The organism is Leptolyngbya sp. FACHB-321 (genome assembly GCF_014695975.1).
In the GTDB taxonomy this organism is placed as follows: domain Bacteria; phylum Cyanobacteriota; class Cyanobacteriia; order Leptolyngbyales; family Leptolyngbyaceae; genus Stenomitos.
Window position 1 is genome coordinate 46,235 of record NZ_JACJPI010000052.1, and the last position, 24,327, is coordinate 70,561.

The 24,327-nt window shown below is 50.0% G+C and carries 21 protein-coding genes; 9 read left to right on the plus strand and 12 right to left on the minus strand.

Annotated elements, in window-relative coordinates; all coding sequences use genetic code 11:
• The 3 genes from H6F76_RS09595 (at position 1) to H6F76_RS09605 (ending at position 2,284) form a co-directional block, all read left to right on the plus strand.
• On the plus strand, positions 1-870 hold the full coding sequence (locus H6F76_RS09595; RefSeq protein WP_190507734.1) for an aldose epimerase: 870 nt from the start codon (positions 1-3) through the stop codon (positions 868-870).
• Positions 871-1,073: 203 nt separating this feature from the next.
• Positions 1,074-1,727: a general stress protein gene (locus H6F76_RS09600; protein WP_190507736.1), complete on the plus strand. Its 654-nt coding sequence runs from the start codon at positions 1,074-1,076 to the stop codon at positions 1,725-1,727.
• Positions 1,728-1,822: 95 nt separating this feature from the next.
• Positions 1,823-2,284: a BON domain-containing protein gene (locus H6F76_RS09605; RefSeq protein ID WP_190507738.1), complete on the plus strand. Its 462-nt coding sequence runs from the start codon at positions 1,823-1,825 to the stop codon at positions 2,282-2,284.
• Positions 2,285-2,593: 309 nt separating this feature from the next.
• On the opposite strand, the gene H6F76_RS09610 is transcribed toward H6F76_RS09605, so the two are convergent.
• Positions 2,594-3,322, minus strand: coding sequence for an HAD family phosphatase (locus H6F76_RS09610; RefSeq protein ID WP_347276002.1), 729 nt, complete (start codon positions 3,320-3,322; stop codon positions 2,594-2,596).
• A gap of 145 nt (positions 3,323-3,467) precedes the next feature.
• On the opposite strand from H6F76_RS09610, the gene H6F76_RS09615 reads away from it, so the two are divergent.
• Positions 3,468-3,857: a hypothetical protein gene (locus H6F76_RS09615; RefSeq protein ID WP_190507740.1), complete on the plus strand. Its 390-nt coding sequence runs from the start codon at positions 3,468-3,470 to the stop codon at positions 3,855-3,857.
• 89 nt (positions 3,858-3,946) lie between these two features.
• Here H6F76_RS09615 and H6F76_RS09620 read toward each other — a convergent pair whose 3' ends face one another.
• A complete protein-coding gene (locus tag H6F76_RS09620) occupies positions 3,947-4,972 on the minus strand; it encodes a glycosyltransferase family A protein (RefSeq protein ID WP_190507742.1) in 1,026 nt (341 codons plus the stop codon).
• 219 nt (positions 4,973-5,191) lie between these two features.
• Between H6F76_RS09620 and H6F76_RS09625 the strand changes: the two genes are divergently transcribed.
• Together H6F76_RS09625 and H6F76_RS09630 are read left to right on the plus strand one after the other, a co-directional pair.
• Positions 5,192-6,805 carry a cyclic peptide export ABC transporter gene (locus H6F76_RS09625; RefSeq protein WP_190507744.1) on the plus strand — a complete coding sequence of 538 codons (1,614 nt, stop codon included), beginning with the start codon at positions 5,192-5,194 and terminating at the stop codon, positions 6,803-6,805.
• Positions 6,806-6,865: 60 nt separating this feature from the next.
• Positions 6,866-8,008, plus strand: coding sequence for a glycosyltransferase (locus H6F76_RS09630; protein WP_190507746.1), 1,143 nt, complete (start codon positions 6,866-6,868; stop codon positions 8,006-8,008).
• A gap of 69 nt (positions 8,009-8,077) precedes the next feature.
• On the opposite strand, the gene H6F76_RS09635 is transcribed toward H6F76_RS09630, so the two are convergent.
• The 3 genes from H6F76_RS09635 to H6F76_RS09645 all read right to left on the minus strand — a co-directional run bounded on the left by H6F76_RS09635 (position 8,078) and on the right by H6F76_RS09645 (position 13,414).
• A complete protein-coding gene (locus H6F76_RS09635) occupies positions 8,078-10,552 on the minus strand; it encodes a BamA/TamA family outer membrane protein (RefSeq protein ID WP_190507748.1) in 2,475 nt (824 codons plus the stop codon).
• Between the two features lie 717 nt (positions 10,553-11,269).
• Positions 11,270-12,592, minus strand: a complete 1,323-nt coding sequence (locus H6F76_RS09640) for a hypothetical protein (RefSeq protein WP_190507750.1) — start codon at positions 12,590-12,592, stop codon at positions 11,270-11,272.
• 201 nt (positions 12,593-12,793) lie between these two features.
• Complete coding sequence (locus H6F76_RS09645; RefSeq protein ID WP_190507751.1) at positions 12,794-13,414, minus strand: PAS domain-containing protein; 621 nt, start codon at positions 13,412-13,414, stop codon at positions 12,794-12,796.
• A gap of 599 nt (positions 13,415-14,013) precedes the next feature.
• Between H6F76_RS09645 and H6F76_RS09650 the strand changes: the two genes are divergently transcribed.
• Together H6F76_RS09650 and gatC are read left to right on the plus strand one after the other, a co-directional pair.
• Positions 14,014-14,535 carry a photosystem I assembly protein Ycf3 gene (locus H6F76_RS09650; RefSeq protein WP_190448172.1) on the plus strand — a complete coding sequence of 174 codons (522 nt, stop codon included), beginning with the start codon at positions 14,014-14,016 and terminating at the stop codon, positions 14,533-14,535.
• A 154-nt stretch (positions 14,536-14,689) separates the two neighbouring features.
• A complete protein-coding gene (gatC, locus tag H6F76_RS09655) occupies positions 14,690-14,980 on the plus strand; it encodes an Asp-tRNA(Asn)/Glu-tRNA(Gln) amidotransferase subunit GatC (RefSeq protein WP_190507753.1) in 291 nt (96 codons plus the stop codon).
• A gap of 40 nt (positions 14,981-15,020) precedes the next feature.
• Here gatC and H6F76_RS09660 read toward each other — a convergent pair whose 3' ends face one another.
• Positions 15,021-15,404 carry a hypothetical protein gene (locus tag H6F76_RS09660; protein ID WP_190507754.1) on the minus strand — a complete coding sequence of 128 codons (384 nt, stop codon included), beginning with the start codon at positions 15,402-15,404 and terminating at the stop codon, positions 15,021-15,023.
• Positions 15,405-15,707: 303 nt separating this feature from the next.
• Complete coding sequence (locus H6F76_RS09665) at positions 15,708-16,562, minus strand: DUF2267 domain-containing protein (RefSeq protein WP_190507755.1); 855 nt, start codon at positions 16,560-16,562, stop codon at positions 15,708-15,710.
• A gap of 584 nt (positions 16,563-17,146) precedes the next feature.
• Between H6F76_RS09665 and H6F76_RS09670 the strand changes: the two genes are divergently transcribed.
• Positions 17,147-18,169: a hypothetical protein gene (locus H6F76_RS09670; RefSeq protein ID WP_190507756.1), complete on the plus strand. Its 1,023-nt coding sequence runs from the start codon at positions 17,147-17,149 to the stop codon at positions 18,167-18,169.
• 66 nt (positions 18,170-18,235) lie between these two features.
• Here H6F76_RS09670 and H6F76_RS09675 read toward each other — a convergent pair whose 3' ends face one another.
• From H6F76_RS09675 to H6F76_RS09695, 5 genes are all read right to left on the minus strand, one after another.
• On the minus strand, positions 18,236-19,789 hold the full coding sequence (locus H6F76_RS09675) for an ATP-binding protein (RefSeq protein ID WP_190507757.1): 1,554 nt from the start codon (positions 19,787-19,789) through the stop codon (positions 18,236-18,238).
• Positions 19,790-19,959: 170 nt separating this feature from the next.
• Complete coding sequence (locus H6F76_RS09680) at positions 19,960-21,909, minus strand: GTPase family protein (protein WP_190507758.1); 1,950 nt, start codon at positions 21,907-21,909, stop codon at positions 19,960-19,962.
• Between the two features lie 135 nt (positions 21,910-22,044).
• On the minus strand, positions 22,045-22,203 hold the full coding sequence (locus tag H6F76_RS09685; protein ID WP_190507759.1) for a hypothetical protein: 159 nt from the start codon (positions 22,201-22,203) through the stop codon (positions 22,045-22,047).
• A gap of 239 nt (positions 22,204-22,442) precedes the next feature.
• On the minus strand, positions 22,443-22,850 hold the full coding sequence (locus H6F76_RS09690; protein WP_190448187.1) for a response regulator: 408 nt from the start codon (positions 22,848-22,850) through the stop codon (positions 22,443-22,445).
• Between the two features lie 157 nt (positions 22,851-23,007).
• Positions 23,008-24,051 carry a cysteine peptidase family C39 domain-containing protein gene (locus H6F76_RS09695; protein WP_190507760.1) on the minus strand — a complete coding sequence of 348 codons (1,044 nt, stop codon included), beginning with the start codon at positions 24,049-24,051 and terminating at the stop codon, positions 23,008-23,010.
• Positions 24,052-24,327: the final 276 nt, after the last annotated feature.

A 24,327-nucleotide genomic window follows, 5' to 3' on the forward strand; every position in this document is an offset into this window, starting at 1 on the left:
ATGTTTGCGATCGCAGTTGAACAAGGTCAATACAAGACCTACACGCTCTCAGATCAGACGACGAAGACCTCGTTAGAGGTGATTCCAGAGCGTGGGGGCATTGTGACTCGCTGGCGCGTACAAGGGCAGGAAATTTTCTATCTGGACGCAGCCCGACTTACAGACCCAACGCTGACGGTGCGGGGCGGTATTCCGATTCTGTTTCCCATCTGTGGCAATCTGCCTGACAACACGTACACTCACAATGGGCAGTCTTATACGCTCAAGCAGCATGGCTTTGCCCGTGAACTTCCCTGGGAGGTAGTGGATCAGGCGACGGACGATCGTGCCAGCATCACCCTCTCGCTCACCAGCAACGACCAAACTCGCGCCGTCTACCCATTCGACTTTCAGCTTCTTTTTACCTATACGCTGGAGGGCAACAAACTGATTGCTCATCAGCGTTACGTGAATCATTCGGATAGCCCCATGCCTTTCTCTGCTGGGTTTCATCCCTACTTTCAAGTTGTGGACAAGGCACAGTTAGAAGTTGATATCCCTGCCGATCGCCTGCTAGACCAACCGACTAAGATCGAACATCCGTTTGATGGCACGTTTGACTTTGAGCGGGATGAAATCGACGTTGCCTTTACCAATCTGTCTCGCCACTCTGCTAGCGTCACCGATCGCGCCCAAGGCTTCCGCCTAACATTAACTCAAAGCGATGAGTTTTCCATCATTGTGTTCTGGACAGTGAAGGGCAAGCCATTCTATTGCCTGGAACCCTGGACTGCTGGGCGGAATGCGCTGAATACAGGCGAGCGGCTGCTTTCCCTTGCACCAGGAGCCAGCCTGGAAACCGTTTTTAGCCTGACAGCAGATTTCCTTTAACTTGAGCTGAATAAGGCTGAAGCAGAAACCGAACAGACAATTTTTAGTCCTTAGCCTTTATCCTTCCCCTCCTTGAGTCTGAGTGCAAGTCATCTCTTCGGGATGAGACAAACGCTAAGCGCATCAGACAAAATAGTAGCGTAGATAACAAATTTATTCCGTACTTGTAGCGTTTTAGACCTGCAAGTGGGAAGGAGGGAAAAATGGCTTTAGGACATCACAAACGTGCAGTGGGTACCTTTTCTAGCTATCAGGATGCAGAAACCTCCGTACGTGAATTGAGAGATAGCGGTTTTCCAATGGATCGAGTTTCAGTTGTGGGTCGTGATACCGATCGTGCGGCTGATATTGCTGGTGCAGGCACCCATGCTGGTGACAAGGGCAAGCAAGTGGCTCATGACACTCAAGCAGACGAAGGTGCAAAGAAAGGTGCCACAGCAGGGGGTGCTTTGGGTGGTTTAACAGGTTTACTGGTTGGTCTAGGCGCACTCGCTATTCCTGGCATTGGTCCAGTGATGTTAGGCGGAGCGCTGGCAACTGCATTGGCAACCACCCTTACTGGGGGCGCAATTGGTGCAGCAGCAGGTGGTCTCGTTGGTGCTTTAGTTGGGCTGGGTATTCCTGAAGACCGTGCCAAGGTGTACAACGATCGCGTTTCTAGAGGCGATTACTTGGTGATCGTGGATGGTTCTGAAGACGAGATTCGCCGAGCAGAAGCAATCTTAAGCCATCGCGGTATTCAGGAATGGGGTGTTTATAACGCAACAGCTCACGAAAACGCCGATCGTACAACCTATCCTTCTGGCGCTGGCTATACAGCAAGCGAAACGACAACAAGACGCGATCCTTTGCTGTAGTTATTGCTAGTGCTTTAAGTACTTTGTGGGGACGGGCAGAAGCTCGTCTCTGCAAACCTTTTTAGTCAATATATTTCAATCAAAGGATTAAAAAAATGAAAAAGATTATGCCCTTGCTGTTGGGCGGCTTTTTGCTAGTCAGTACAGTCGCTTGCAACAATGCTAAGACTACGTCAGATGCCCCCAATGCTACTGACAAGAGTGGTCAGGTGCCAGATGCTCAAGAAGCGCAGACTGCTAAGAATGACGCAACTAATGACGTTCGTAAAAAGCAGATCGAATCTGACATTCGGGCACGTGAGCAGCGCAATGATGCTGGCGGCAATCAGGACAAGCGAAGCGATGGTGATTTGCAAAGTGAAGTGCGTGGCAAGCTAGAGGCAAATATCCCCAACAGCAAGCTGACTGTAGATTCTAAGGAAGGGGTTGTAACGGTAGCAGGGTCTGTACCGACTCAAGCACAGCTTGCCAAAATTGAACCGTTGGCAAAGGAAATTAAGGGTGTTAAGAGTGTTGCAGTGAAAGCAAAAGTGGCAGCACCAGCTAAAACAAACTAGCTGGAACGCTTCAGTAATTGTGAAAAGGGAATGTCTACTGACATTCCCTTTTTTGCTAGTTTTCTTAGGTTTAAAGTATCTGTATAAACCCACTTTTTGAACAAAGTGCCAGCCATAGCAGTTGAAGAGAGTTAGGACAGATTAGGGTTCCCAGTTCTGTTTCTGGTAAGGCTTCTACTTAATCCTTTAGCCTTTTGCTATTTTCTACTGTCCGCAAGTGGGGAGAGTGGGACGTAAAGTCTGACCTTGGCATAGGGCAGCAATGCTAGAGGCTACTGCCCTTACAGATTGTGAACGGGTACAGGTTAATTAATTCTCGTTCCTTAGACCTGTGGCGGTAGCGTCTAGCAGTTCCCATAGAGCAGGCGCGGTGAAATCGGGAATAACTAGCGTGGCTCCTAGGGCATAGAGCGTTTGGGGGTCGTAGCTTGTAGCAATGCCAATGGTGAGAATGCCTGCACCAACTGCCGATCGTATCCCCGATGGTGAATCTTCAAAGGCTAGAGCCTGTTTGGGCGCGAGGTCAAATTGTTGAAGCGCATAAGTATAGGGAGCTGGATCGGGCTTACCAATGCCAAGCATGTCAGCGATTACAACCTGATCAAAGGCTTCTTCTAGATGTAGCGATCGCAGGACATGGTGAACATTTTCGGATGGTGCATTGGTGACAACGCCTTGTCTTAGCCCTTGTTCTATTGCCCACTGCATCAACTTCATTAAGCCTGGTAACGGCGTTAGTTGAGGTGCTTGCTCACGAAACTGAGCTTCCTTTTGCTCAATAAACTGTTGCTGTTGCAATGGCGACAGGTGGGGCAGCAAATCCTGCACGATCGCCGGTTTTAAACGTCCACTGATTTTGGCTTGGTAAAAGGCTTCGTCAATGTCCAGCCCACACTCTCGCAACATAGCTTGCCAAACCTGGAAATGCAGCGGGTCAGTGTTCACTAGCGTGCCGTCTAGATCGTACAGAATGCCTAAAAGTTGAGTTTCTGCAATAGTAGCGAGAGCTTGTTCTAAGTTAGGTTGGGTGGTTGCCACAGCGATGCTTAAGATTTCTTCACCTTAAAGTAACACCTCTGAGCGAGAGGAGACGACTGGCACGTAATTAGAGGTGCCTTTTGATAGATGCATTATCTTTGAGGGAACGCTCGTTTTATTCTGAGTGTATTAAGGAGCTATGCTGATGAAAGGTTTGCTAGCTGGAGTGCTATTGACTGCGATCGCGATCGGTTCCTCTGGGACTGCTGCTTACGCACAAGCGAGTGCGGCAGATCTAACCACTACACCTATGACGTCTCAAAGTGCGCCTCTGGTGACTCAGCCAGCGTCAATCAACCAGATGCCAAGTGGCGCTGGTCGTCCTGTCACATCCTATACGTCTGACCAATTGAACGGTGTTTTAGGTATTCTTCAGGCAAATCCCAAACCTACAACGCCGTCAGCGACCAATTCGCTCGACTCCCTCATCCAACGCTTTTCCACCTCTCAGCGAAAGCCAACTACGATTGACCCGATCGATTTCTTCAAGCCGCCTGCTTTAGAGGGTGGAGTCAAGATTCCGATTCAACGGTAAAAGTAGCAAGAGAGTGGAAGGCTAAAGGCTGAAGGCTACAACCTAAAACAAAGGCTAAAGGCTAAAACCTAAAACGGGGAGCAAAAAACTTAAAGCTCCTCCCTGCCATCAAGTACATGGGCATAAGACTTGAGTAAGTAGTCTGGGCGGCGAGCTGTGATAACGTATCCGGCAAGAACCAGCAGTGCAGAGGCGATGACGATCGGCAGTGCAAAGGGCAGGTAAAAAACATGGCGACGATCGTGCCGCGCCATTTTTTGGAGGCGATCGCGAAAGACCTCTAGCTTGCCCTTGAAGCCAGCAGTGGGATCGCGATCGTCGCTGAGGTTCTGCATGGCATTCGGTTGCTGCATTGTGCTAGTCGGTTTGGCTAGCAATTGCTGCTGCCAATAATAGTCGTGCCCAATCAGCAGAAACCGCCAAAAAAAATGTGAGCGATCGCTCGGTGGTGCGTGGGCTGCTCTTGCTTGAGGCTGTCGCCAAAGCGTGTAGCCCTGTTGCTGTAGATGACGAGCATGGATGACGCAATTACCACGATATAACGGTAACGCGACTGGAATGGGCTGCTTCAGCAGAAATTCGCGCCGGAACGCCACGTTGTTGAGAAAGTATTGTGTTGTTGGAGCCAGAGAGTGGCTACCAGAGTACTGCGGAAAAATGTAAGCGATTGCCATTGCAGTGCCGTAGAGCCCAACGCCACGAGTGCTTGTTTCACCAGCGACGATCTGGATATCATTCCTGACTACAAAGGGCATCAGAAGGTGCTGTAGCCATTGTGGCTCGTAGGTACAATCAGAGTCGCAGTAGACAACTACTTCCCCCGTAACCAGTGCGGCTCCCAGCATTTTTGCCTTGTAGTAGCCTGTGGAAGAGGGTGCTTGCTGTATTTTTAGCCAGGGATAGCGATCGCACAGTTGCTTTAATAATTGGGCTGGCGTATTGCCAGTATCAATAATCAAAACTTCGTTAGCAACTGTGAGCGGTAGATTTTGTTGCGCCAATGAGGCCAAAGACTGCGATAAACCGTCTAGATGAGCATTGGCTAGATTTTCTGTCTCCAGCACCAAAGAAAAGCTTGGAAACTGCTCCATTGGCGGCATCTTTGCCGATTGCATTAGTACTCCTGTTCAAGGGATAGGGGCTGCGATGAAGAGATTAATTAAACGTTGCTAATCAAAAGAATGTCTTGAGCGGTTACTGGGCATCGGTCGTGACTTAATTTTGCCCATCTTTCTTTATGTAATTCTAAGTTGACAGGATAATATGACTAAGCGTTTTTTAAAAAGTTCATTCCTTCCAGGCGGCTTGTTCAGGATGGAGTTTGATAGCACCGCATGAGTCTGGTTGTTTTTCTTTTACGGTCGTCCTGGCGGATGGTGGCGATCGCCGTCCTGACAGGTTTTCTTAGCGGTGGCAGCACGGCAAGCTTGATCGCGCTGATTAGCCGATCGCTAACTCAGGAAAATGCGCGATCGCTCGCTGCATTCGCTTGGATCTTTGGCGGTCTGGCGCTAGTGGCGTTGGTCACCAGCGTGATTTCGCAGATGATGCTGATCCAGCTTGCACAGCAGGCAGTGTTTCAACTGCGTCTTAGCCTTAGTCGTCAGATCCTTGCCTCTGAGCTAGCTCATCTCGAAAAGCTGGGTGCCCCGCGTCTGTTGGCTACCCTGACAGATGATGTGCAGGCTGTCACGGATGCAGTACGCTTGGTGCCGTTCCTCTGCATCGATCTGGCAACGGTGGCAGGTTGCCTGGTCTACATTACCTGGCTCTCCTGGCAGGTATTTTTTCTCGTTGTGGGCGTGACGATCGCAGCACTGAGTAGTTGTGGCTGGCTGCTGCGGCAGGGTCGGCAACTGCTGGCACGCGCCCGCGAAGAGCAGGATCATCTCTTTCAGCACTTTCGCACTGTGACGGAAGGCACGAAGGAACTGAAGCTGCACTACTGGCGGCGGCAAGCATTCTTGCAAGAAGATTTGCAACCAACGGCAGCGGCGTTTCGGCATTACAGCGTGCGTGGGCTGATGATGTTTGCAATTACGGCTAGCTGGGGCAAGCTAATCTTTTTCTTTGCGGTCGGGTTTGTACTGTTTGCCCTACCAAAGATAATGACGCTGAATCCCCAAACAATTTCGGGGTACGTACTGACGTTTACCTACCTGATGTTGCCGATGGATCGCCTGGTGAGCCAACTGCCAACGATTAGCCGTGCTGGGATTGCGCTCGGTAAAATTGAGGCGTTAGGCTTGTCGCTAGCGACCCGATCGGAAGTGCTAGCAGTGCCCGCCCCGCCCAACCAAAACTGGCAAACGTTGACGCTCAAAGGTGTTGCCTACACCTATCAGACCGATCAAGATGATGCCTGCTTTGTGTTGGGACCGATCGACTTGACCTTACAGCGTGGTGAAATCATCTTCATTGTGGGTGGCAATGGTAGCGGTAAATCGACGCTAGCAAAGCTGATCACCGGACTGTATCAACCCGAGAGCGGTGAGATTTATCTGGATGGACAGGTGATTGATGCTGAGCGCCAGGAGTGGTATCGTCAGCACTTTGCGGTTGTGTTTGCCGATTTCTACCTGTTCGATCGCCTGCTGGGGTTAGATCAGGAGGATCTGGATGCACAGGCGCAACTCTATTTGCAACGCTTACGTCTCGATCGTAAAGTGAAAGTGTTAAACGGGAAGCTTTCGACCACGGCCCTGTCTCAGGGGCAGCGCAAGCGGCTTACCTTACTGACTGCCTATCTGGAGAATCGCCCGATTTATGTCTTTGATGAATGGGCGGCAGACCAAGATCCAAGCTTTAAGGATCTGTTTTATACAGAATTTTTGCCCCAATTACAGAAGCAAGGCAAGACTGTGCTTGTGATTAGCCATGATGACCAATACTTTCACTTGTGCGATCGTGCCCTCAAACTGAACTATGGACAGATAGAATCGCACTAGCACCACGAGCCACACTCATCACCATTACGGTCAGTCGATCGTGTCTAACCTACAGCACCCATGATCACGCTTCTGGAACTTTTGCTTGTCTTGCTCATCAGTGGTTCGATCGTCTTCTATCTTGCCTGTGCCACTTTTACCTATCAGTTCTTTAACGCTGCTACTCTCCCTAGTACGGCAGATAACCTGGATTTGCCCGTCTCTATTCTTGTACCTGCTTGTGGTGTTGATGCTGGAGCCTGGGAGAACTGGTCGTCCTTCTGCCTTCAGAACTATCCCAACTATGAAGTGCTGTTCGGTGTCACCGATCCGCACGATCCGGCAATTCCGATGCTGCAAAAAGTGGTGGCAACCTATAGCGATCGCGCCCGCTTGTTCTACGGACTGGAGCCACGGGGCGTTAACTATAAGGACAGCAATCTAAGCTATCTGCTGGAGCAGGCACAGCACGAGGTCATTATTTTTGCTGACAGCGATATTCGGGTTCATGCTGACTACATTCGCACCGTTACGGCACCGCTGGCAGACGAAAAGGTGGGACTTGTAACCTGTGCGTTTATTGGCTACCAGCCACACTCCTTGGGAGCTGCGATCGCCTCATTAGGTCGCTGCTTTGACTTTATTCCTAGCTTGCTCATTGCCCGCGTGCTTGATCGTGGTTTGCGGTGTGCCGTTGGTGCGACGATCGCCACTCGCAAAACTACGCTTGCCAGCTTTGGTGGTCTGCACTTTAACCGTATTGGCTCAGACTATAACCTTGGCAAACGAGCCGCTGAGGCGGGCTATCGCATCGAACTATCGCGCTACGTGGTGGAATCAGACACTGGGAACGAAACTGTTGGGCAGGTCTTTCAGCGGGAGCTACGCTGGGCACGCACCATTCGCTTTAATCGGGGTGCCCAGTATTACAGCATGGTGTTTTGCTATGGCACAGTGTTTTGTTTGCCGTTGCTGTTGCTGTCGGGTTTTGCTAATTGGGTGATCGCCCTTAGTCTAGTTACCTTCATCGTTCGCTACCTTCAGATGGCGACTACTATCTTCAGTATCAAGTGTCCCAGCCTCTCACGCTGGCTCTGGCTCTTGCCGTTTCGAGATGTGCTGACCTTTTTCGTCTGGCTGATGGGTGCGTTTGGTCAGAGTGTTTACTGGCGTGGACGACAGCTACGAGTGGAAGGCGATGGGCTGCTAACCCAATGGGAGTAAGGGGTAAAGGGTTCGAGTGGCTGATTGTTAGAGGAAAGAATCAACGCGAAACTCTCCCGATCTCCGCCTCTAGAAGCGTTGCCCAAAGCCAAGCTGAAAGCGACTATCGCCTTGATTACTGACGCCAAAGTCTGCACGAATAATGCCAAACGGTGAGTTAACTCGTAAGCCTAAACCAAAGCCAGCGCCTGTGCCCGGTTTGCCTCGTTGTATGCCTGGTTCGCCCAGCACTTCATCGCTAGAGCCTAAATCGGAGGCGAAATCAGCGAAGACCACACCCCCAATGAAGCGATAAAGGGGAAAGCGATATTCGGCAGAGGCTAGAAAGTAACTGCGGCTGGTTGCGAGGTCGCCTGCGCCATAGCCGCGTACAGAGTTCGGTCCGCCTAACACATAGGCATTGTAGGGAGGCAGATCGCCGATCGTAGTGCCACCCTGAAGATTAAAGGCAACCACTTGAGGCTGTTGGGCATCTGCATTCGGCTTAATTAAACCGACTGGGATGAATGTGGCATAGTTTGCCTGTAGGCGATTGCCCAGTACTTCGCCGCGACCGATCGGAATGGATTGTTCGGTACTAAGCGTCACAACTGAGCCACGGCTGGGATTAACGATGTTATCGCGTAAATCTTGAATGGCTGTGAACGATAGGGTTGTCAGGTCATCAGTACCTGTGCCGCTCAGCGAGAGTGGATTTCCTCTTTCATCTCTGGCAAAAACGTCACCCTCACGATCGCGTAGGCTCACGTTGGTATAGCTCAACCCTAACGTTCCTCTCCAGGTAGGACTTAGCGGTTTAGTGGCATCAATCCCGACACCAATTTTGCGTTCACGCGCACGACTACCGTTTGGCAGCTTGATGTCATCGTCAAACACGCGCGATAGTCCCTGTCGCCGGAAAACATTGGCACCATAACCAGGTGTATTCGGGTCCGTATCGCGGTACGGGCTGTCAAAACGGGCATCAAACTGTGTGTCTAGCGTTCCTGGCTGAATGTTGGTGCTAAATCGTTGTCCCAGTCCCCCAAAGTTGTTGTCCTGAAAATTGATTGACGCAAAAAGACCCTGCTCATCGTTATACCCACCGCTAAAGTTGACCCGCCGCGCCGATGCCTCAACCACGTTATAAATAACGGCAACCCGTCGTGCATCGCCCTCAAAGGAAACGTTGGCACCATCAAAGATGCCCAATTCACTAAGCCGCCGCAAGTCGGTACGGGCTACGTCTTCGCGAAAGACCTGTCCTGGTTGTAGCTTGATCTGGCGGCGCAAGAAACCGGGTTGAGTCCGTCCCCGAATCGGCTGTCCTTGCTCATCAACGGGATTACCTTCTTTGTTGACAAAGCGCACTTGCACATCACCCACATAGCCTTCAGCAACCTCAACGGTGATAACCCCCTCTCGTGTTGGCTGTAAGGTCAAGACCCGCGCTAGCGAATAACCGTTTTGGGCGTACCACTCATTAATACGTCTTACACTTTCGTTGAGCAGGGTGGGTCTAACTGCTGTACCAAGCTGTTCGCCAAACAGTTGATTTGCAACGTCTACCGTCAGCGCTTGTGCCCCTGTTAGCCGCAGCGATCGCACTATGATTGGCTCGACTTGAAAAACTACACTCAACCCTTGAGGATTAGTGCGACTGCTAACGCTGGCATTGGCAAACAGCCCAGTGCCTAGAATATCTGCCACATCTTGCTTAAGCTGGCTACTGCTGGTGCCGCCACCTGGTTGTGTTTTGACCGTATTGCGAACCACTTGCTGTAGCTCTGCCTCAGCGCCCACGATCTGCACATCTGTTGCTGTCACAACCAGATCAGGTAACGCGATCGTGCCTCTAGGGGCAGGGGTGCGCTGGCTGGGAGGTGTAACTGGTGTGGCGCTGGGCAACGCTGGCACCGTTACTCTCTCACCTGGGGCTAGTATCGTCTCCGGTTTAATGTCTGGTATCGGTGCTGTTTCTGGTGTCGTAGCTTGTTGCGATGGCACGACCCAGATGGGAGCATTGATTGACGCAGGTGACGCTCCAGGAGGCATCTCGGTCGGTAGAGGCTCGCTCAGTGAAGTCTTAGTAGGCAGCGCTTGCGTGGGCGGTCGCTCAACGGTAGACGACAGAGGCGCACCAAAATTGATCGCTGGTTGATCAGATCCTACTGCTGGCGTTGAGTCAGATGGTGGCGATGTAGGAGCCGCTAGAGGGGCTGTAGCTGGTGCTACGATCGGCTGATAGTCCTGATAATACTGAGTTGTACTGCTTGTCTGGGCATCAACCGCTGCCGCTGTCTCTAAACTACTTGATGCTTGTTGATTACTTTGGGTTTGTAGACTGCTTAGGGTTTCTGGTGTTGCCTGAGCGATCGCGCCTACGCCTGGTTCTGTAATTGCGCTGGGCGGCAATGCGCTAACTGTTACGTTGCTGTTAGAGAAGTTGCTGGGTACGTTATGGCTTAACGACGAGCGTGGGCTAGCCGTTGCACTAGCAGTGTGAATGCTCTCGCATGCGGCGATCGCCGCGAGTGTGCAGGCTGCTAGTGTCTGTAGGTGCATTAACGTCACATTGCAAACCGATAAGGCGTTCAAACCGCTACTATCACCAGTGGCTGGCAAAGTAGAAAAGCTACTAGATTAGCCCCTAACATTTTGCACGGTTGCTCTGTAATTACGACATTCTTTACAAAAGAATGTGAAAAGTTTTGCTAAAGCACTGGCAACTGTGCAATCGAGGGGTTGGGTCGATGCACCTGACCAGGGATGCTACATGGATACCACCTGAATCACGACGGCTCTATCGCAATAGTGCAAGCTGAGTCATGATCGTGAAGGACAGTTTAGACTAAGGGACTTTAGACTGAGGGACTATAGGCTGCCAACAGGCACGATACAGATTGAAACCGAGCTTCAACGAACGCAGGGTTGCATGAAAAGTCTGTATAGCCATTGAGCCGTCTCAGCGAGACGATATCCTCCTTGCACTCAACGACTCTGTAAAAGGCACCATTTTCACCAGTTAGAATATCCCCAAGCTTAATTTTCATTCTCTTAACGCTGGCTCACGACGAGGTGATTAATAGTATCAGTATTGCCTGTTACAGATCTAATTGACGATCGCTATTATGAAGACTTTCACGCCTTCCATAAATTCTAGGTAACGACTTTCTACTCGGCATTGCAGCCGTTGAAAATGTTGCAAAGCGTTAAGTTTTGCCTTCAATGCATAGAGGCTCGCTCAACGCTATGCAAGCAGCAAAAACATGATTGTCGTACCTAGTTTTGCCCCTGTTCCAGGCGACGTTGCCACTCAGCGTCAATTTTGGACGTTTGCTCCACATTTTGTTCCAACAGATCGCGCTCTGTGGTGTACGCTAAATCGCCTGTGCCAATGACTGTTTCCGCAGCAAATTGTTGAGCATAGGCAAGCTTGCCTTGCAGCTTGGCATTCGCCTGGTTAAGTTGCATAGCCTGCTGCTGGCGTGCTTCATTGCGGGCATTGATCTTGCCATTGCGCCATTGCACCCAAAAGTAGCGAAGGAGGGGTAGCGCCAGAAACGCAGTGCCATAGCCTAGTAACACCCAGTAAATGGACTGTGCAAAGGCAACTAACCCACCGAGTTGGGCAGCCGCAGTACCATCAGCAAGGAGGCTACCCAGCACTAAAGCCCCAATAAGGTTAACGCCACCTAGCCCTACTGCCAGTATGAGTTGTCCCGAACCTGCTTGACTAAAGCGCCACGGTTGTTCTTGCAAATAAGCTGAAACAGGCTGAGGACGGGTTTGTGCCGCTGTCGCCTGCAACTCTGGAAAGTGATAGACAATCTCACCTTCAGGGCTCACTTCAGGTTGCCCGTTAAAACGAGTCAGCACAGGCAGCATATACTCTTCGTTTTGGTCTGCGTATGGGCGGCTAAACTCTTGACCGACCTGATCAAGATAGGGCGCGATTTGCTCGGCAACAACAGCGCCTCGTTCATTGCGAATGACTGTGCCGATCGCCTGCCATCGTCGCTCCTCCAGATTTGCATTCGGGTTGCCATCGCCAAACAAGAAGGAGAACATCGCCTCCAGAAAGTTCATCTTAGGCTTGTCGCCAGACCGTGCAGACCGACGATCGTACCGTTGTGGGCGATCGTTGTAGTTGGGCGAAAAAATCCAAAAGATGTCTGGACCGAACCAGATGTTGGGTAGAAAGATGCCGCCACCTGAGTCACGATCGTTATCGTCACGGCTAGAGTTAGCAGCCATCACAACGAAGAAGATTGTAATGGCGATCAGCGCGATCGAAGCCAACAGCACAATCCCAAAGGAGATCCGAATCAGGTAGAACAAGACTTTCCAAACCTTGCTCCACCATTCTTGCAACTGCAACCGTAACGACTTATTGCGTAAGACGGTGCGGAAATTTTGAGGGAATAGATAAACAACCTCGCCCGACTCGGCAACCTGCAAATGCCCACCAGCCTCAGAGGCAAGCGCCAAAAGCCCTTGTTGCGCCACAGTTACATTCAACCCTGCTTGGCTAGCAATGTCGCCAACGGTTACGCGATAATCCAGGCGTTCAACCGCCTGCATAATTTCGGGATTTGGAATCATAGCGGTTTCCCTGCAAAGCCTTATCTACTCCTAGTATAGGATCTGTATTTTTGCCCTTGAGAAGAAAAGGGGTGCAGGGAGTGGGGAGTAGGGAGTGAGAAGTAGGGGTAGGGAGTGAGCAGTAGAGGATTTGGGCTGCACCCATTGCTGCCAGTTCCCCTTCTGCATCCCCTGCTTCCCCTGCACTTCTTCTCCCCTGCCTCACGCCTTAGCCCTACTTACAGACTCAAACACACAGCCGTCCATAGAGACAAACATATTAGTCACGTCTCCCTGATGTGCTGCAGCAGGTTTCACTGTTGCTTTGGGGAGTGTTTTGCGAAGGGCTTGAACTTGTACGACAGCTTGTTTCGCCAGGTCGATCGTCTTTGCCGCAATTCTCAGTAGTTCTGCCTCCGATCGGCGGTAGTCCGTTAGCTCGATCGCGTAGAGATACACAATCTTGAACGCAAGCAGCGAACGATAGGTCAGTGCGAGGATAGAACTATTGACTGTGACTTCAATTGTGTGTTCATGTCCTTCACGTTCTAGACACGCTTTTACAATTTGCAGATGCTCGGGTGGCAAGATCGCTAGTGCTTCTACTTGCAGTCGTTTGAGTAGTTTTACCGCAGTCGGATTAACCTTGATCACTGCGCCCTCTGGATTAAAGACCAGAATCGGATTTGGGTTGTCTCGCAAGAAAGCAGCTAACTGAATAATGCCAGCATCAGCGTACCTACGGCTCGTTAGGTGCTGACGAGTCTTTAAGCTAGTTGATGACGATAGTAGTTCAACAAAGTGTGCCTGATAAGCTGCTGTCTGATTATTTTTCTCTACCATAAGATATTAGCTCCTCAAGTTTGGTTGAACGGTGGAGTTAGCCAGGGGTGTAGTGCGGTAACTGAGCCCCTGGCTTTTGCGTAGCTAGATGAAAGAAAGTAAGACGCACTGACAAAAGAAGCGGAACAAACGCTCTGAGAAAGTTGTCTTTAGCGTCAGGTTATTCAGTAAGACCTCGTAAGCTGCAAGGCACTACCGCTTCAGTAACTTCACCGTCAAACGGTCGTTATGTTTAAGGTCTGTAGCATTAAGAACTTTGCTCTAAGTGGATGCCCTGAGACTTAACTATGAGCGACTTCTTTACTTTCGCTGGTGATTAAAGCCGTTTTGCCCTGTGAATGTTGTCATAGCAGGGTGTGACAGCCCTAGTCTTTAACGCTAACCAAACTCACTCAATCGGGTGACTGGTATCACACTAAATTCCCGTGTTACTGCTGTTGCCATAATTCTTGTTGGTCTAAAGCATTATCAATGGCGCGATCGCAGCACTGTAATAGATCTTCTACACGTCAGTTCCCAATGGGCGCTAAACTAATACACAGTCGAAGCAACCTGCTTTCCCGACTTGTTCTTGCTCCCATCACTACCATTTGCGGGCTATGCCAAGATCTCAACGCAACGACAACTTCATTGATAAAAGCTTCACGGTCATGGCAGATATCATCTTGAAGATGCTGCCTGCCACAAAAAAAGAGAAAGAAGCGTTTGCTTACTATCGCGATGGTATGTCTGCCCAAGGCGATGGTGAGTATGCCGAAGCGCTGGATAACTACTACGAAGCACTGAAGCTGGAAGACGACGATTACGATCGCAGCTACATCCTCTACAACATCGGGCTGATTCATGCCAGTAATGGAGATCACGATCGAGCGATGGACTATTACCACCAGGCACTAGATTTAAACCCCAGGTTGCCCCAAGCGCTCAATAACGTAGCGGTTATCTTCCATTACAAGGGCGAGCAGGCAAAAGAAGCTGGCAAGGATGAAGAGGCTGAGAGCTGCTTTCAGCAAGCGGCAGAATACTGGAAACGTGCTATTCGTGTTGCACCCAACAACTACATTGAGGCCCAGAACTGGCTTAAGACGACGGGACGATCGCAGATTGACGCGTACTTTTAAGACGTTTTTAGTTGTTGGCTTTTAGCTGTTAAAAGCGATGAGCCAACAACTGTACTGGTCTAAGGTGCTACCTAGTTGTCAGTGTCAGCTTGTGAAGATGCAATAGCAGGTTATTTGCGCCTAAAACTTACTAACCAATCGTTAACAACTACTCATGCTCGATCGCGCACAAGTTCATAAAGTCGCTCACCTTGCCCGCCTGCAACTGACAGAAGAAGAAGAAGAGAAAATGACTACTCAGTTGGGCGATATTTTGGGTTATTTTGAGCAATTAAATGAGTTGGACGTGAGCGGGGTTGAACCAACCACACGGGCAATCGACGTGAGTAATGTGGTTCGCGCCGATACGCTACAGCCCTACGCTGAACGAGAAGCAATGCTAGAGTCTGCCCCCGATCGCGATGGTGATTTTTTCAAAGTCCCCAAAATCGTGAACGCAGATTAATGTCTGTCAGCTTGTAGAGACACTAACAGCATCCTCACGCTTAATTAAGATAAACCTCGCCATCTGGCTCAATGGTAAGTGCCGTTTTATCAGTGGCAAAGTCAGTTGTCTCTGTCAGCGTTAGCTCGATCGTATTAGTAGCTGCTGTAGGCACCTGAGGGCTGACAAGCAAAAAGCCACGATCGCGGCGATAAAACGACAAATTAACCGGAGTCGGTAATGACTGGAGCGTAATTTCCGATCGTCCGCTCAGCACGCGCAGCCGCGTATCACCAATTACTTGATACACAATTTGTGCACCAGTCTTGTTGATTAGCTTTACCCCAACAGTGCCATTATTTGGAGTAAGTGTCGCAATAGGCGGTTGCTGTTCACTAGGTAAGGGTGGATTGACCACTGGAGCAGATGGACGAACCTGAGCCATTGCCCTGTCTGCAAGTGGAGTAGCGATCGCAGCAAAAACTAACAAACTGCTACAACATACACCTGCGTACTGTAAAAAGTGTCTTGTGCAATGCGATTTCAGGTTCATCATAAACTCTTTGTAAAAGACCAAGACATCAGTGCTGCTTACAATGGTTGTACCGGGAACAACACCATAGGCAAGTACACGTATCTGTTGACGATTTGATCGATTGAAGAGTTCCAAAATATCTCAAAGCAAAAGTGCTTGCAGGTGACTGAACAAGAATGGCTAAAGTCTTCTGTCCAATCACCTGCAACTGCTTTATGCTTCCTGCCAAAGCTTTTTGACTGTACCTGGTAGAAAACCTTGAATTTCCTGGATACGATCGTCAGACAACTCATCTTTAGTTGCCGAGAAGACTGCTTTAACGACAGTTTCTGGATCAACAGTGGGTTGCAGACCGCCTTCTTGCCTGACTCGGAATAGGAACGTGTCGTCTTTGATAATAAGTGGTTGTCTAATGCGGCTAATAAAGCGCACCAGAGGGTTTGTATCTTCCCACAAGTCTTCAATTTCGTTTTGAAGTGCTTTTTCTGTGGTCGGCTCCATTTCTTTGTGAAGCTCGTCAGCAACGCGATCGACGGTTTGATTTGGCATCATATCCCGCATTGTGCGAAACACAACTTCTGTAATATCGCGTGCGTCGTAAAGATCTGACACACCACTTTTGAGCATCACTTTTTCTAGGAAAGGTGTATCTTTAGTTGCGATCGGAACAGTCGTACCAGTTTTCAATGATTCAGGAGGATTCTTTTCCATGTCTTCTAACATTTGGTGACCTTTTTCTGTTAACTCTGCTTTCTTAAAGGCAATCAGATGGGGTAGTGGACCATCTGGCGCTCCGTATGTATTAGCAATACGAAAATCAACTTCTTTAGCGTTAATGACATTGGGTACATCATCCTGGTTGCCATAGGCATTACCGCTAAATTCAGCGTTGATGTATGCTTCCTGGTTTAAATAATCTAAATGACCGAGAAAGTCTGCTGGAGTCAGTTCAATACCTGTGAAATCAGCTTGATTAAAGTTGACTGGGTCTGGTCCAGGATTGCGATCGCTATCCTGAATTTTTTTCAACATAAGATAAACAACATCATCTCGAATCGAAATTGGCATTGTATTTTTTCCTCGAAATCACTAGGCTGTTGTACGAACGCCTTATCAATTAATTGACCGCTAGAGACTGCGGTTTACAGAGATAGCTGTTGGTATAGCAATAGTTTTGCGGTGAGAAAACGCTAAAGAAGCCATTTGCTAAACAAGTGTTTGAGCCACCTGTGACAAACCGATGTCCGTAGCAAACCGAAGTATAGGTAACTACAGCAGGGCTACCGTACAAAGCAACAACATTTGCATACTATTGCGAAGGATTACAAGATGACCTCTATCTAGAGGAATTAAATTGTAGAAGTGGTCGTTGGTCATTGGAGAGATTTCGTCAGGCAGATCAGTATTGCTTCAAAACGTTAAGACGGCATTACATCAGTTTCCAGGTGATTGGATCACAGTTTAAGATGAAGTAGATTCCTGGTTAAGCTCTCGTACTAATTGATAAAAAGATTATTTTTGCGCTTCTTCTAGCGCTGGCTGCTTATTTCTCTAAACAAAGTTTCTGCGTTTGCTTGCTATTGCGTTCTACCTTGCGTGTTTCAGGGAAATCTGAGGGCGCTTGAGATCAGTTGTCACTGCATTTTTGCTCAATGAAACTGTCACTTTATTGCCCCAAGTGTTCTCGACTGATCGCCGACCTTAATGATCCCCTTCCTCAAGTGACCTGTGCTGCCTGTCAGGATCGCTATGGTGTGTTGCATGGCAAGCTTTCCAAGCATTCTTCGATGAATGAGACGCTGTTGTTCTTAAGCAAAAGTTTGCCTAGCCTCCATAAGCGTCATTACACGTTTCAGATCACGACGCCCGATCGCAACCTGAAACAGCTTCAATTCTCTATTCCTGGTCAAACTGACCCGATTCCTGTGCATTACGGCGATGTGGTGTCTGTGCTTTACACCATGCAGGGATACCTGATGAAAAAGCTGGTCGCTGTGACAAACCACACAACAGGCAAACGTTATGTGTTGCCAAACCCGGTCCCTAGCTCAACCCATCTCAGAATCACTATCAGCACGGCTGTGCTTACGTTATTAGTTGGTTCGTTTTTTAGTGGGTCAAATATTTTTCTAGCGTCGATCGTTACTGCCTTGGGTACGATGGCGTATCTCAAAGTGACCAATAGCGCTCAGTTGACTAGCCCGCCACTTGAAGCCTACGGACGCGAAGCCAATCGCCTGATTGGAGATCAACGGCTGCTGGCGCAAAAGTTAAAAATTGACCATCGCATTGATGAAATTAATCATGAGTGCAAGTCGAATCAGGGGTTGATTGCGCGTCTCGAAGCCTTGAAGCAAAAGATGGTTGATGTTGATCAGGCACTCTACGCACCTCGCATTTTTCGGACAACAGGCGCTGTCAAAATCCTGAAGCAACAAATTACCAATAACCAGCGCCTTGTGCGGGAGTATCGACGTGCGCTGCAAATGATTGAAATTGAGGTGGAAACATCCTGGATTGCCGACCAGCTACCTGATGCCAGCAACTTTACTCGTGCCATTCTGCAAAAGCTAGAAGAGCTAAGGGCGATCGAAGACCAAAACCAGTTTCTCAAACTCCAGCTTGCTGCTTACGAAGAAGTACAGCATCACGTTATTCCAGGGTATGAGGGGTAAAGGGAAAGCAGCTTTGAATGGATAGGGATGACTGAGTTGGGTTCGAGGACTCAAAATTCAAAACTCCTAACTTTTTAATGCCGATTCTCGTTGTGGCAGCGTCACTGTTACTGTCGTGCCCTGACCGAGTGTGCTCTCGATCTGGATCGTGCCTTGATGATTTTCGACGATCGCCTGAGCAATCGCTAATCCCAGTCCCGACCCGACAGTGGATGCCTGGGTGCGAGCCTGATCAATGCGGTAGAAGCGATCAAATAGCCGTGGTAACGCTTCAGATGGAATGCCAACACCCGTGTCGCTAATCATGACTTGAAGTAAGGCATTGCCCGATCGCCGAAGCGGTTGCAGCTTCACCATCACCGTTCCCCCCGTTGGCGTGTACTGCAACGCATTGCCAACCAGATTTGTAAACAGGCGCGCTAATTGATCGCGATCAGCGTGTAGAGTCTGCCAACAGTCGTGGGTTAGCGGCTGTGATGTTGCGATCGCCGTTGTACTAGACGATAGTGACATGCTCGGAGAGCTACTTTGGTTCGTCAACGGACTGTGAGAGGCACTTTTAGCGATCGGTTCAATCACGCTAAACCCAAGCTGAATGCCTTTTGCTTCAGCAAGCGTCTGTTGTTCTTCAAGCACATCTTGCAGCAAACCATCCAGCGCTACACTCATGCAACGAGCCTGCACAATACCACTATCCTGTCGTGCTAGAAACAGCAGATCATCCACTAGTCTCCCCAGCCGTCGGGTCAGTCGCTCTACTACTTTAAGGTGCTGCTGCTGACTCTGTGGATCAGGATTAGGATCTGCTAGCGCCACCTGTACATTGGTTTGAATGATTGCGATCGGGCTGCGTAATTCGTGCGAGGCATCGGCTGTGAACTGCTTCAACCGTTGGTACGACTCTCGCACAGGCTCCATCGCTAAACCCGACAAAAACCAGCCGATCGCGGCTACTGCCGCTACCATTAGCCCCGTCCCCAGCACCAAATCTCGCACCAACTGACGGACAGGCTTCGTTACCTCAAACCAGGGATGGCTAACCCGCAAATAACCCAGCACTTGCCGACCTACTTCAATCCGCTGCGTTACCTGCCGCAGGATGAGTGAGTCAGGGCTAGATTGAGTTTGCCGGCTTTGGCTTTTTGCAGCTTGGCTCGTCGAGCGTGCAGCTTTCATCTCGCCCCCTTCCCGCTCTCCTGCCTCTTTGCGTCTCGCCACCATACCCAACGTGCCGTTGTCACCTCTGACCACGCGAACCGTTTCACCGTTGTTGTCAAGATGGAGTGGTATATGCAGCGGTTCGGCAAGGGTAGACCAGAGCAATGTACCAGCAGGGCTAAACCATTCCAAATCAATGTGATCGTCTTCGCCGGTTGCCGCATTGTCTCGAAAGCTGGCTTCGACATTCACGCGCAAAGCACCACCTTCAGAATGTGGATTCACTGGTTCGATGACGATCGATCGTCCCACTACTTCCACCACATGATTCAGCGTGTCGTCAATCCGTTCAATCAACGTCTCGCGCACATACAGGTAAAAGCCACTAGCAAACAGCAGCAGCAGCACCGCTGTAACAGTGGTGTACCAGAGCGCAAGCCGACGACGAGTAGTTTGAAACATAGGTTCAAGTTAGTGCTGTAAGGCGATCGTGCTTAAGAGGCTTCTACCAGCCTAGAAGTCGTTTAACGGCTCGAAAACATCTGATGATCTACCAACGGTTTCCACTAGAACGTCCCTGTTCACGCTTGGTTAGATTAACGTAGCGCGATCGACCGTAACTGGATAACGCACTACTTCACGCCATACTGTTGAAGATACGCTTCAAACCGCGCTTCGAGTTGCTCAGATGTGAGGGGCTTTTGGCTACCATTTGCTTCACGGGAGCGTGTCCAGTATTCTGTGACCACATGACCAAATGCCCAGGCATTGCGATCGGGTGACGTAGAGTTGTTCAGCAGTAACGGCCATAAACCCAACAGGTCAAAATTACGGGCGTTGGGCAGATCGGCATTGAGGAGCGTAAACAGGTCATACGCCATCTGGAGTTTGCCCAGCACTATGGGCAGTTGCTCAACCGGAATTTGCTCCGCCAGCAGGTATGCGAGCGTGGGCGATCCAGTAGTTAAGGTCGAAATAAAGCGCAGGACAGGACTTTTGATAAAGGTGGTTAGTCCTTGCGTGGTGGTCATCTGAAAGGTGTAGTGGTCGATGATTTTGGCAGCGGCAATTGTGCGGGCATCCAGATTCCGCAAGAAGCGAGCGAGACGCAGTTGCTTGGCAGGAGAGATTGACTGAATTAGCCCCACTGACAACAGATCCATATTCCAGGCAGCCCGACCGCTCTGCAAATCACCTGTCACGATCGGCACGACCAAGTTGCAACGATCGCCCAATAGCTTGGCACGATATTCGGTCGCGTCTCTGATAGAGACTTCTTTAGGACGATCACCCCACTCCCAATCATAAGGCGGTGACCATTCACGCAGCGGACGCAGGCGATCGACTTGAGCCACCACTGCAATCACAGGCAAATCTGCCACTTCTGCCTTTGCGTCTTTGAGGAAATCTACGTCCATTTGCAGTGCTGGGTCGAGGGCAGGCGTAACCAGCAGTAGCAAATCGGCTTGGGTGATGTAGTCCAGTACTTGTTCGCGCAGATCGGTACGGTTTGTTTGCTCGTAGCCCGGAGTATCCCATAGCGTCAGCGACTCGCCTCCCTCAGCTTGCCAGTGATAGTCCTGCACGCGATCGGTGCTAGGGAGCACGTCTACCTCAGCGCGGCGATCGACAAAGAGGGTATTGATCAAACTGCTCTTCCCGGCTCCAGTGCGTCCGACCAGCAAGATGTTGACAGGTTTTTGCTCTACCGCTTCGGCGGGTTCTGCCTGAGTCAAAATATCGCGTAAGGTCTGAGTCTTTGCTTTGGGCAAGGCTGGGGTTGTCTTTGGGAGCGTTAAGGTGGCGGCAGGCATGCCACCGTAAAGGACGATCGCCTGTCTGCCCAGATTCGTTAACGCGGCTTCGCGCAAAAGCTGACCCAGATTGACCAGTAATTCCTGGGTGGCTCGATTGCTCGATCGTTGCGTTGCAGTCCGTGCCAGCGCAGCAACCGGATTCAAAAGCCACTGCGCCCAGTTCCATACCTCCAGCAGCTTACGTGCGGATGGTTCTAGCTTTTGGTAGATTTCATACGCTTGATACGCCTGCCCAATCGTCACCTGGTTCAGTGCAGGCGACAGCTTCTGCATCCACTGATCCATGTCGTCAACGGTGCCCCGCATGAGCGCATACGCCTGTGGTACATAGATTTGCAGCAGTGGACGCTGCACCTGTGGGTAATAAGCATGGGCGACTGCTTCGACCACCTGTTTGCAGCGCGCCCAAAACTCAGTCCAGCCGTCCCAAAGCGGTGGATCAGTGCGTGCTTCGTCCAAAATCGTTTGAATAGCAACCTCTGCCTGTCGCGCCGGACTACCTGTTGGTGCGGCTGAGGCTTCTGTGGTGTCTGCCTCTAGTTCTTCTGTCACCTCAGCCACGACTGCTTGTACTTGCGCTAGCGCTGGCTGAGTCCATCGCACGAGCAACCATCGCCAGATGGCAAACATGAACACGACAACGCCCCAGATCCAGCTAATGCCCCATTGCTGAATTTGAAACCCTGCTGCGATCACAAGAAAGCTGACGATACTGGCGATCGGCAACCCTAACGCCAGCCATTGCCATAGTTTTAATCGCACCATTTCTACCCTTTGAGCGCCTTCCCTTTAGTTTAGTGAGGAGTAGGGGAAGTGAAGCGTTGGGGGAGAGGAGGAAAGGGAAAGGGATAAAGGATGAAGTATAAAAATTTAGCTTTCAGCTTTTAGCTTTCAGCCTCATTACTGCCGACTGTCCTGCAACTGAGCTTGCAGCGTCAACTGTATTTGCGTGATCGAAACAGGTCGAACCGGTAGATAGCCCGAGATAATCGCTAGGGCGGTAGTGATGGCGATCGCGTTGAGTGCAGCGTTACCCTTATTTAGTAGAGAACCAGACATGACGACTTTGGAACGTAGGGTCACTACTAGTTATGGCACCCTTGCTTGGTGGCATTCGTGATAAATAAGACCAAAAGTCGTAATTTGCATCACCTCTAGCTGTGATGGGTGTCACAACTGAGATTGTGGCAAGAAAGCTATAACCTAGACCCCACAGCATTCTTCGCAAGGTTCAAGTTGATAACGGTCTAATGCCTTAACTAACTCAATGACCTTAAAGATTCAGTGAAGCTGCAAGCTTAAACAGCATAAGCCCGAATGCGTTTGATCAACTCGTCAAAGTCAAACGGCTTACAGATAAAGTCATTCGCCCCAGCCGCCTTGCCAACTTTTGCGCTCTCCTGCCCATGAGCTGTAATTAGCACAACCGGTAGGCTAGCAAGTTTTGTACTTTGCCGCACGCGCTGTGTAACCTCATACCCGCTCATCCCAGGCATCATGACATCAAGCAGCATTAGTTTTGGAAGCACTGCCTCAGCCTGTGCAAGCGCTGCCACACCGCTACTAGCTAGTTCAACGTTGTAGCCTTCAGCTTCCAGGATTGCCTTGAGCAGAAAGCGATTATCTGCCAAATCGTCAACAACGAGAATATAGTCAGTCTGTACGTATAGTTCTCGTTGAGAGAAAGTCTCAGTCTCTAATTTCATTAAGGAAAAGGATTATATCAATCACTAAAGATGTTAAATACGCTCTCGCACACTTAACATATAGCTGTATTAGTAAGCCTTAATACTCATCCCCAAGAGGGACTTAGTTGCAACGAGCCGTCTAAGGCTTTGTGTAAAATGATACCTTTGTTAACTGCTATGCCTGTCCTGGTACCAGCGTTGGTACTCCCTGTAAAAAAGGACCAGTTAGCAGCAGCACGGTCTGCGGATCAAGGTTACCAGTAGTTGCAATGCCAACAGCAGTCTGAAAACGACGGAGCGCTCGACTGAGATCTCGTGAGGGCTTGCTGAGATAGCCGAGGCGCTGTAAGTAGTCAGCTGCTTGTTCTGCCGTAAGGTTGCGATCGCTTGCCCGAAAAATTGGTACATATTGCTGCCGCCAAATTTTGGCAAACTGCATCTGATTCAGCATATAGACTTTGCCGCTGGCTGGATCGCCGATCACTACCAGTTCACTGTTCATCTTTAGCAAGGCGACTGCATGAGGCAGCTTCCGTCCGCCACTAATTAACCAAACGCCCAGCACCCCTGGACGATTAACCCGCTGCATCTGCTCCCACGTTGGTGACAATTCCAGCCCGTCCATCCCTAGTTCATGGGCAGCGACAATTAACTGCGGCATGGAGGTTCCCAAGCGGCTAGTGCCTGCCAGTCGTGCCACACTTGACTCCGTTGCCTCAACCTGCCAGCGCCGCAGCACAGTAGCAAGGGCAGCGGGAGCACAACTGCTCATGGATGTTTGCTTAAACACGCCGTTGGCCTGGAGGTTGTTGTGCAGCCAGGTATGGATTGGAGCCAGGAAGTAGACTTCCGCAGCGCTAAATCCGGTCACGCCCAGAATACCGATGAGCGCTACTGCAATCACCTGTACACGTGCTGTTTGCCAGCTTACGATGTACGCCAGCCCACAAAACCCTAGCAGGACAACACGCATAATTGTCCAGGTAATACGCATACCGTAGACACGCCATTCGATTGGTAGAAACTGCATTTGAGGCACATTCAACGCCAGCAAAAGTAGCGCGATGTAAAGCCCTAAAAAGAGTAACGAAAGCGAAGTTCTACCCTTAAACAAATCATTAGCGGTTGCGCCTTTACGTAGCAACAGTTTCCCTAGGCGTATGCCCCAGCGAAACATCAAACCGCCGAGCAACAATGTAGCGAAGATCTCTAAGAGCATGGTGACGATCGCGCCAGGTTCGGGTAGAAAGGATGGGCGGTTAAGTGAAGGGCTACGAGAAAATAAGGTTGTTCTATTGCGAGTCTAACGTCTGATGTTGATGGCTCAATCCGTCGCTTTACCGAGAAACAGGTTAGTGATCGTCACTTTGCCACTGCTAACTAACCTGAGTTCGGGATAAGAACTGGGACAAGAAAGGGGCAAACCCGATAGGCTGAAAATGCAAAATCTCATGCCTGGTTTGCCCTCATGCTTAGTCTAGAAGCACTTTTTTGC

What these genes read in the sequence shown, in the direction of transcription:
- H6F76_RS09620 (WP_190507742.1), bottom strand. Translation starts at nt 4,972, where the DNA reads ATGCAATCGGCAAAGATGCCGCCAATGGAGCAGTTTCCAAGCTTTTCT.
- H6F76_RS09630 (WP_190507746.1), top strand. Translation starts at nt 6,866, where the DNA reads ATGATCACGCTTCTGGAACTTTTGCTTGTCTTGCTCATCAGTGGTTCG.
- H6F76_RS09685 (WP_190507759.1), bottom strand. Translation starts at nt 22,203, where the DNA reads ATGTCTGGTTCTCTACTAAATAAGGGTAACGCTGCACTCAACGCGATC.
- H6F76_RS09650 (WP_190448172.1), top strand. Translation starts at nt 14,014, where the DNA reads ATGCCAAGATCTCAACGCAACGACAACTTCATTGATAAAAGCTTCACG.
- H6F76_RS09660 (WP_190507754.1), bottom strand. Translation starts at nt 15,404, where the DNA reads ATGGCTCAGGTTCGTCCATCTGCTCCAGTGGTCAATCCACCCTTACCT.
- H6F76_RS09695 (WP_190507760.1), bottom strand. Translation starts at nt 24,051, where the DNA reads ATGCTCTTAGAGATCTTCGCTACATTGTTGCTCGGCGGTTTGATGTTT.
- H6F76_RS09690 (WP_190448187.1), bottom strand. Translation starts at nt 22,850, where the DNA reads ATGAAATTAGAGACTGAGACTTTCTCTCAACGAGAACTATACGTACAG.
- H6F76_RS09605 (WP_190507738.1), top strand. Translation starts at nt 1,823, where the DNA reads ATGAAAAAGATTATGCCCTTGCTGTTGGGCGGCTTTTTGCTAGTCAGT.
- gatC (WP_190507753.1), top strand. Translation starts at nt 14,690, where the DNA reads ATGCTCGATCGCGCACAAGTTCATAAAGTCGCTCACCTTGCCCGCCTG.
- H6F76_RS09600 (WP_190507736.1), top strand. Translation starts at nt 1,074, where the DNA reads ATGGCTTTAGGACATCACAAACGTGCAGTGGGTACCTTTTCTAGCTAT.
- H6F76_RS09680 (WP_190507758.1), bottom strand. Translation starts at nt 21,909, where the DNA reads ATGGTGCGATTAAAACTATGGCAATGGCTGGCGTTAGGGTTGCCGATC.
- H6F76_RS09675 (WP_190507757.1), bottom strand. Translation starts at nt 19,789, where the DNA reads ATGTTTCAAACTACTCGTCGTCGGCTTGCGCTCTGGTACACCACTGTT.
- H6F76_RS09640 (WP_190507750.1), bottom strand. Translation starts at nt 12,592, where the DNA reads ATGATTCCAAATCCCGAAATTATGCAGGCGGTTGAACGCCTGGATTAT.
- H6F76_RS09595 (WP_190507734.1), top strand. Translation starts at nt 1, where the DNA reads ATGTTTGCGATCGCAGTTGAACAAGGTCAATACAAGACCTACACGCTC.
- H6F76_RS09645 (WP_190507751.1), bottom strand. Translation starts at nt 13,414, where the DNA reads ATGGTAGAGAAAAATAATCAGACAGCAGCTTATCAGGCACACTTTGTT.
- H6F76_RS09625 (WP_190507744.1), top strand. Translation starts at nt 5,192, where the DNA reads ATGAGTCTGGTTGTTTTTCTTTTACGGTCGTCCTGGCGGATGGTGGCG.
- H6F76_RS09665 (WP_190507755.1), bottom strand. Translation starts at nt 16,562, where the DNA reads ATGCCAATTTCGATTCGAGATGATGTTGTTTATCTTATGTTGAAAAAA.
- H6F76_RS09635 (WP_190507748.1), bottom strand. Translation starts at nt 10,552, where the DNA reads ATGCACCTACAGACACTAGCAGCCTGCACACTCGCGGCGATCGCCGCA.
- H6F76_RS09615 (WP_190507740.1), top strand. Translation starts at nt 3,468, where the DNA reads ATGAAAGGTTTGCTAGCTGGAGTGCTATTGACTGCGATCGCGATCGGT.
- H6F76_RS09670 (WP_190507756.1), top strand. Translation starts at nt 17,147, where the DNA reads ATGAAACTGTCACTTTATTGCCCCAAGTGTTCTCGACTGATCGCCGAC.